Source organism: Mycobacterium sp. (genome assembly GCF_039583805.1).
Lineage (GTDB): Bacteria > Actinomycetota > Actinomycetes > Mycobacteriales > Mycobacteriaceae > Mycobacterium.
This window is the reverse complement of record NZ_JAVKSH010000054.1, coordinates 16087-23433: the sequence shown is the minus strand read 5'-3', so window position 1 is coordinate 23433 and position 7347 is coordinate 16087. Positions and strand designations below refer to the sequence as shown.

Sequence of the window (7347 nt, the reverse complement as noted above, 5' to 3'; positions counted from 1 at the left end):
GGGTCGACGCTGTGCAGCCCGGCCGCACCGAATGTGAAGCCGTTGCGACCACCCCTTGAACCAAGGCCGGATTTTTTTTCCAAGGGCTTCACGTTCGGTGACCTGACCCCCGGTGCACGGCACCCCGACGAACTGACGAGCGAGACCGCTAGTCGTCGAGCAGGTCCGGGGTCACCGCCGATTCGGTGTCGGGAATCCCTTCCTGCTTGGCCTTGCGGTCGGCCATCGACAGCAGCCGCCGAATACGGCCGGCCACAGCATCTTTCGTCATCGGCGGGTCGGCAAACCGGCCCAGCTCCTCCAGCGACGCCTGCCGGTGCTCGACGCGCAGCTTGCCGGCCTCGGCCAGATGGCCCGGCACGGAATCGCCGAGTATGTGCAGCGCGCGCTCCACCCGGGCGGCGGCCGCCACCGCCGCGCGCGCCGAGCGCCGCAGGTTGGCGTCGTCGAAATTGGCCAGCCGATTGGCCGTCGCCCGCACCTCCCGGCGCATGCGCCGCTCCTCCCACACCAGCCGGGTGTCCTGCGCGCCCATTCGCGTCAGCAGCGCGCCGATCGCCTCGCCGTCGCGCACCACCACCCGATCGGCGCCGCGGACCTCGCGGGCCTTGGCGCTGATCCCGAGTCGGCGTGCCGCCCCCACCAGGGCCAACGCCGCCTCCGGTCCGGGGCAGCCGACCTCCAGTGCCGACGAGCGTCCGGGCTCGGTCAGCGATCCGTGCGCCAAAAACGCGCCGCGCCAGGCGGCTTCGGCATCGGCGATGCCGCCGCCGACCACCTGGGCCGGCAGGCCTCGCACCGGGCGTCCCCGCAGATCAAGCAGGCCGGTCTGCCGGGCAAGCGCCTCACCCTCCTTGGCCACCCGCAGCACATAACGAGTCTGCCTGCGAATCCCGCTGGCGGACAACACATGCACGACGGCGTTGTAGCCGTACAGATCGAAGATGTCCTTACGCAACCGGCGCGCGACGCTGCCCAGGTCGAGCTCGGCCTCGACGACCACCCGGCCCGCCACGATGTGCAGACCGCCGGCGAACCGCAGCAACGACGTCACCTCGGCCCGCCGCGCGCTGACGGAATTCACCACTACGCGGCTCAACTCGTCTTTGACTTCGGCCGTCATCGCCACGCGTCGTCACCTCTCGGTCCGCCCCCGTCGGTCTGTCGCGGTTCGCCCTCGACCGGCAGTGCGTCAGTGGTCGCCCCCGAGGGTGCACTCGGGCCGGTGTCGCGAACGCCGACCCCGTCCAGCGCCGCGGCCAGCTTGCCCGGGTCATGTAAAGGTGTACCAGGCCGGGAGACGTCGGCGAACCGCACCTGTGCCTGCAACAGTGTCGCCGTGCGGCGCAGCTGCTCACGCTCGCGCTCAGCGGGCACCCGCTCGGCGTCGATGATGATGTCGTCGACGGTGAAGTCGGGCGCGTGCTGAGCCAGCACGTGCAGGTGACGTTCCACCGAGAAGCCGGCCGTCTCCCCCGGCTCAGCCACCATGTTCAGCACCAGTGCCCGCCGGGCCGTCGTCGCCCGCAACGCCGCAGCCAGCCCCGGCACCAGCACATGCGGGATGACGCTGGTGAACCACGACCCGGGCCCCAGCACCACCAGGTCGGCGGACATGATCGCGTCGACCGCCTGCCGCGTCGCCGGTGGGTTGCCGGGCTGCAACCGCACCCGGCGGACCTTTCCGGGCGTGGTGGCGATCGCCACCTGGCCGCGGATGACCCGGAACATCCGCGGGTCGGCCTCCAGGCCGGAGACGTCGGCCTCGATCTGCAGCGCAACCGGGCACATCGGCAGCACCCGTCCCCGCACCCCGAGGATGCGGCCGAGCTCGTCGAGCGCGGCGACCGGGTCGGCCAGCAGCTCGTTGAGCCCGGCCAACAGCAGATTGCCGATCGGGTGCCCGGCCAGCGCACCGCTGCCGCCGAACCGGTGCTGCAGGATGGTCGCCCACAGCCGCCCGTGCGGACTGTCGGATGCCAACGCCGCCAAAGCCATTCGCAGATCGCCGGGTGGCACCACATCGAGTTCGGTGCGCAGCCGCCCCGAGGAGCCGCCGTCGTCGGCAACGGTGACGACGGCTGTCACATGCGGGGTCAGCCGTCGGGCCGCCGACAGGGTCGCGTACAGGCCGTGTCCGCCGCCCAGCGCGACGATGTTCGGGCTTGCGCCGGGACCGGGCGTCATTCGCGGCCCAGATCCCGGTGCAGCACCCGTACCGACAGCGCCGGGTCGGGCTCCAGCAGCTGCGCGAGCGCCTCGGCGATGGCCACGCTGCGATGCTTGCCGCCGGTGCACCCGACGGCCACGGTCATGTAGCGCTTCCCTTCCCGGCGGTAGCCGTCGACGACCAAAGACAACAACCGATGGTAGGTCTGCAGGAACTCGCCCGCGCCGGTCTGGCCCAGGACGTAGTCGCGGACGGCGGGATGCTGGCCGGTGTGCGGGCGCAAATCGTCGACCCAGTGCGGGTTGGGCAGGAACCGCACGTCCATCACCATGTCGGCGTCCATCGGCAGGCCGTATTTGAAGCCGAAGGACTCGACGGTGACGCTGGTGTGCGCGACGACCTCACTGCCGAACGCTCGCTCGATGCTTTCCCGCAAGCCCCGCACCGACAGGGTCGAGGTGTCGATGATCAGATCGGCCGTCGCGCGGACCGGAGCCAGCATCTCGCGCTCGGCGGCGATACCCTCGGCCAGCGTCTGGTCGCCCTGCAGCGGATGACTGCGGCGGTTCTGTTCGTAGCGCCGCACCAGCATGTCGTCGGACGCCTCCATGAACACCACTCTCGGGGTGATGTTGCGGGTGGCCAGGTCGGTGCGCACCCAGTCCAGGTCCCCGGTGAAGCCGCGTGAGCGCACGTCCATCACCACCGCCAGTTGGGTGATCCGCGACCCGGCGGCCAGCCCGAAATCCACCATCCGGGTGATCAGCTGAGGCGGCAGATTGTCGGCGACGTACCAGCCGAGATCCTCCAGCACCTTGGCCGCGGTGCCGCGCCCGGCGCCGGACAGGCCGGTGACCAGCACGACATCGATGCCGGATTGCGTTGCGGCGTAGCCACTGTCGGGCTCGCTGGTTGCTCCCGAACCGTCGCCTCTCATCGCGACACCCGCTCGCCGGCACGGTCGTCGCCGTGCAGCGCATCCAGCACCGCGGTCGCCGTCGCGACACCGATACCCGGGACGGCGGTGATCTCCGCGATGCTGGCCTCCTTGATGCGGGCCAGCGACCCGAAATGGCTGACCAGCGCCTTGCGGCGGTGCTCCCCCAGCCCGGGCACCGAGTCCAGCGCCGATGTCGTCATCCGCCTGGACCGCTTGTTGCGGTGGTAGGTGATGGCGAAGCGGTGGGCCTCGTCGCGGACCCGCTGCAGCAGGAACAGCCCCTCGCTGTTGCGCGGCAGAATGATCGGGTCGGGCTCGGCCGGCACCCACACCTCCTCCAGCCGTTTGGCCAGCCCGATCACCGCGACGTCGGTGACGCCGAGTTCGTCGAGCACCGCCGCGGCCGCGTTGACCTGCGAAGCGCCACCGTCGACGACGTAGAGGTTCGGCGGGTAGGCAAACCTGCGCGATTTCCCCTCGGGCGCGACGTCGTCGACGTCCCGGACGTGTCGCAGGAATCGGCGCCGGGTCACCTCGGCGATCGAGGCGACGTCGTCGGAGCGGCCCCCGCCGGCGGCGTCCCGGATCGCGAAGTGGCGGTAGTCCGATTTGCGCGGCAGGCCGTCCTCGAACACCACCAGCGATCCGACCACGTCGGTACCCTGAACGTGGCTGATGTCGACGCACTCGATGCGCAGCGGCGCCTGCGCCAGCCCCAAGGATTCCTGAATATTCTGCAGCGCAGCCGATCTGGCGTTGAAGTCGCCGGCCCGCTTCAGCTTGTGTTGCTGCAACGACTCTTTCGCGTTGCGTTGGACGGTTTCGGCCAGCGCGCGCTTGTCGCCGCGGCGCGGCACCCGCAGCGTGACCTGGGAGCCGCGCAGCCCGGAAAGCCAGCGGGCCAGCTCGTCGGCATTGGGCGGCAAGCAGGGCACCAGCACTTCGCGGGGTACCGGGTTGGTGGATTCGTCGGCCGCGCCGTCCAGTTCTGCCTGGTCGCCGTAGAACTGGGTGAGCAGCTGCTCTACCAGCTGGGCTTCGCCGGAATCACCTGGATCACCGGGCTTTTCGACGATCCAGCCGCGCTGGCCGCGAACCCGCCCGCCGCGCACGTGGAACACCTGGACCGCGGCTTCCAGCTCGTCGTCGGCGAACGCGACGACGTCGGCGTCGGTGCCGTCGCCGAACACCACGGCCTGCTTTTCCATCGCGCGCTTCAGCGCGCCCACGTCGTCTCGCAGCCGCGCGGCCCGCTCGAAATCGAGGCGCTCGGCCGCCGCGTTCATCTGCTGTTCCAGGCCGCGGGCGTACCGGTCGGTCTTGCCCGACAGGAAGTCGCAGAAGTCGTCCACGATGCGGCGATGCTGCTCGGCGCTGACCCGCCCGATGCACGGCGCCGAGCATTTGCCGATGTATCCCAGCAGGCAGGGCCGGCCGATCTGCTGCTGACGCTTGAACACCCCGGCCGAGCAGGTGCGCGCCGGGAAGACCCGGGTGAGCAGGTCGAGGGTTTCGCGGATTGCCCAGGCATGCGAGTACGGGCCGAAATACCGCACCCCCTTGCGCCGCGGACCGCGGTAGACCATCAGCCGGGGAAACTCTTCGTTGAGGGTGACGGCCAGCACCGGATAGGACTTGTCGTCGCGGTAACGGACGTTGAACCGTGGGTCGAACTCCTTGATCCAGTTGTACTCCAGCTGCAGCGCCTCGACCTCGGTGGTGACCACCGTCCACTCCACCTTGGCCGCGGTGGTCACCATCTGCCGGGTCCGCGGATGCAGGCCGGCGACGTCGGCGAAATACGACGTGAGCCGGCCGCGCAGGCTCTTGGCCTTGCCGACATAGATCACGCGTCCATGCTGATCGCGGAATCGGTAGACGCCCGGTTCGACCGGGATCGAACCGGGCGCAGGCCGATACGTCGCGGGATCGGGCACGTACCCAGGCTAGTAGCCGTCGGGGCGGCTTCCGACAAGGCAGTGCCCCGTCGGCATCAGGGGCGGGCTCGTCGCCGCGACCGTAAGCTCCGGACCAGAGCGGACCGGTGACAACTCGCTGGCCTGCCCGCACGGCCCGGGGTGTGTCGTAGGTCCGCCCGTCGGCGACCGTCAATCGAATGTGGTCGGGCGGGCCACTCAGATCGACGAACCGGGTGAGGCCCGTGTCAGCGTCGCTGACCCACGCGACATCTCCGAGCACCTCCGTGACGGTTTCGACCCAGGTGAACTCCGCCGCGCCGCAAGGTGGGGCCTGGTCCGCCGAACTGGACGTCTCGAGCGACCCTCACTCAACCACCTGGTCGTAGGCATCAACGCGCCACGTTCCGTCAACCAAGCTGAGTTGATTCCAACAAGCGGTCCGCTGGCGAACTCGAACAAGGGAGGGATCCAGCTGTTCGAGCAAGGTCTGATTGAACGCGTCGTGGGAAACCAGGACGATTGGGCCAGGGGCAAGTTCGTCGACAAGTTCGAAGAATGCCTTCTTAGCGCGCTCGGCTACCGCCGAACGCGGCTCGACTCCCGGTGACGAATCGACGCTGCCGTATTGCTCTTCGACTTCGGCGCGAGGGTGGCCGGTCATGGGTCCGTAGTCGCGATCGTTCAGTCGGAGATCGACACTGGCCGGGACACCTGCGGCCGCAGCGATCGCCTCAGCCGTCGACACCGCTCGCTGCAGCGGGCTGGACACGACTGCCGTGGGACCTTTGGCGGCCAGCACATGCGCCAGCCGCGCCACCTCGGCAAGGCCGACTTCGTCCAGTGGCGGATCGCTCAGCCCACGCAGTCGCCCCTCGGCGTTGAAAGCGGTGCGGCCGTGGCGAGCAAGGTAAACGCGCGTCATCTTTGCTCCGGTCATTTCTCCTCCGTCCAGAGATGTTGGTAGTGGCGGCGGCGTGTAGCCGCCGGACCGAGCCGCTTGCGGCTGCGTCGGCTCGGCTCAAGTTCTCGGGTATTCGGCGAGCGGGTAATGCACGCCGGGCCCTTGGCGTGCATTACCCGAAATTCGTGGGGTAGCTCACTTATGGGCACTGCCGACCTCCAACCACTGCGCACATTCTTCGCCCAACGCGGCGGAAGCCTTGCGGTCGAAACGCTCGATCTGTGTGGGGGTCAGCTCCGTGCGGAAATCGCGCTTCGGCCCTTTGTCAAAGAATGCCTTGGCGCTGGACATGTGTTCTCCTCCGAAGGGCGCCATCTTCTCCGCCCGTCCGCTCATGTACTCGAAAGAGCAGTGTTCGAGGACCGCGTCCATCCGCAATGACGCGGGGTCTATGGACAAGAACTTGGCGATCCGCGCGACTTCACCGGCAAGATCGTCCCTGAGGTCCTTGTAGTGCACCAGCAGGATGTTGGGCTCGTCCTTGAGCCGCCACCACGACGCCATGATGTCGAGCAGATCGCAGCACTGGTACCCGTCGGTGTCCAGCCACAGGTCGAAGAACTCCCGCATCTCCTGCGGAATCACCAGCGGTGCGGGGTCACCGGACCACTCGACGTGAATGCGGTTGATCTCCTCCAGGGTCGCCGGGGAGAAGTTGTGTAGATAGTTGTGGAAGCTGATCCCCAGGTCTTTCCCGTTGCGCCCAACGAACACATAGCGCGCCTCCGGTGCGATCGGCAGTGCATCGGCGGGTACATGCGACTTCATGACCCGGCCCGTGCCGGCCTCGCGCTGCGCCTTGAGCGTCGCGAGCATTTCGGCGTGTTTGCCCCAGCTGGAGTCCAGCCACGGGGAGGTGTCCGAGAGCCCGGCGTCGTGCTCTTCACCGTTGCTCAAAATCTGCTGCAGGATCCGCTGGGTCCAGGTGGTGCCGGCCTTGAACGGGTCGGCGACGACGATATCGCCTTCCACAAAACCGCCCTGGTCCAAAAAGTCCTGCCACACCGTCGAATTGGACAGATAGTCTCGCAGAACCCTGGTCGGTGCGAGCAATTCTTTTGTCATGGAAGTCCGCCTTTCTTGTCGTCATCGCCTGCGGGGTCTCTGCTGAGACGCGCATGACTTTCAATCGCAGGCCTCACCCCGACCACTTCTACGTCATGCCTGCTGGTATGACGCCCACCTTTTCGAGATAACCGATCACCTCCTCGGCCAGCGGATCGGCACTCTTGGCCGCACCGTTGGGCCTACGTGCGGGCTTGAGTGGGGCCTCATAGGGGTCGTCGATCCCGGTGAAGCCTTTGATCTGGCCGGCCCGAACCTTCTTGTACAACCCTTTACCTTCTTGTACAACCCT

Annotated in this window: 7 protein-coding genes; all 7 read right to left on the bottom strand. The window is 68.0% G+C overall.

Annotation, left to right across the window (positions count from 1 at the left end; all coding sequences use genetic code 11):
* Window positions 1-148 precede the first annotated feature (148 nt).
* Complete coding sequence (gene whiA, locus ABDW21_RS09265) at window positions 149-1123, bottom strand: DNA-binding protein WhiA (RefSeq protein WP_343602385.1); 975 nt, start codon at window positions 1121-1123, stop codon at window positions 149-151.
* Window positions 1120-2187 carry a uridine diphosphate-N-acetylglucosamine-binding protein YvcK gene (gene yvcK, locus ABDW21_RS09260; RefSeq protein ID WP_343602374.1) on the bottom strand — a complete coding sequence of 356 codons (1068 nt, stop codon included), beginning with the start codon at window positions 2185-2187 and terminating at the stop codon, window positions 1120-1122. The genes whiA and yvcK overlap by 4 nt, the downstream gene beginning before the upstream one ends.
* Complete coding sequence (gene rapZ, locus ABDW21_RS09255; protein WP_343602375.1) at window positions 2184-3107, bottom strand: RNase adapter RapZ; 924 nt, start codon at window positions 3105-3107, stop codon at window positions 2184-2186. The genes yvcK and rapZ overlap by 4 nt, the downstream gene beginning before the upstream one ends.
* Window positions 3104-5047 carry an excinuclease ABC subunit UvrC gene (uvrC, locus tag ABDW21_RS09250; RefSeq protein WP_343602377.1) on the bottom strand — a complete coding sequence of 648 codons (1944 nt, stop codon included), beginning with the start codon at window positions 5045-5047 and terminating at the stop codon, window positions 3104-3106. The genes rapZ and uvrC overlap by 4 nt, the downstream gene beginning before the upstream one ends.
* Window positions 5048-5393: 346 nt before the next feature.
* Window positions 5394-5966, bottom strand: a complete 573-nt coding sequence (locus tag ABDW21_RS09245; RefSeq protein WP_343602379.1) for a histidine phosphatase family protein — start codon at window positions 5964-5966, stop codon at window positions 5394-5396.
* 159 nt (window positions 5967-6125) lie between these two features.
* Entirely contained in the window at window positions 6126-7055 is a 930-nt protein-coding gene (locus tag ABDW21_RS09240; protein WP_343602381.1) for a sulfotransferase domain-containing protein, read from the bottom strand.
* Window positions 7056-7143: 88 nt separating this feature from the next.
* Window positions 7144-7347, bottom strand: a 204-nt coding sequence (locus tag ABDW21_RS09235; protein ID WP_343710334.1) for an adenylyl-sulfate kinase, incomplete at its 5' end; no start/stop codon positions are given.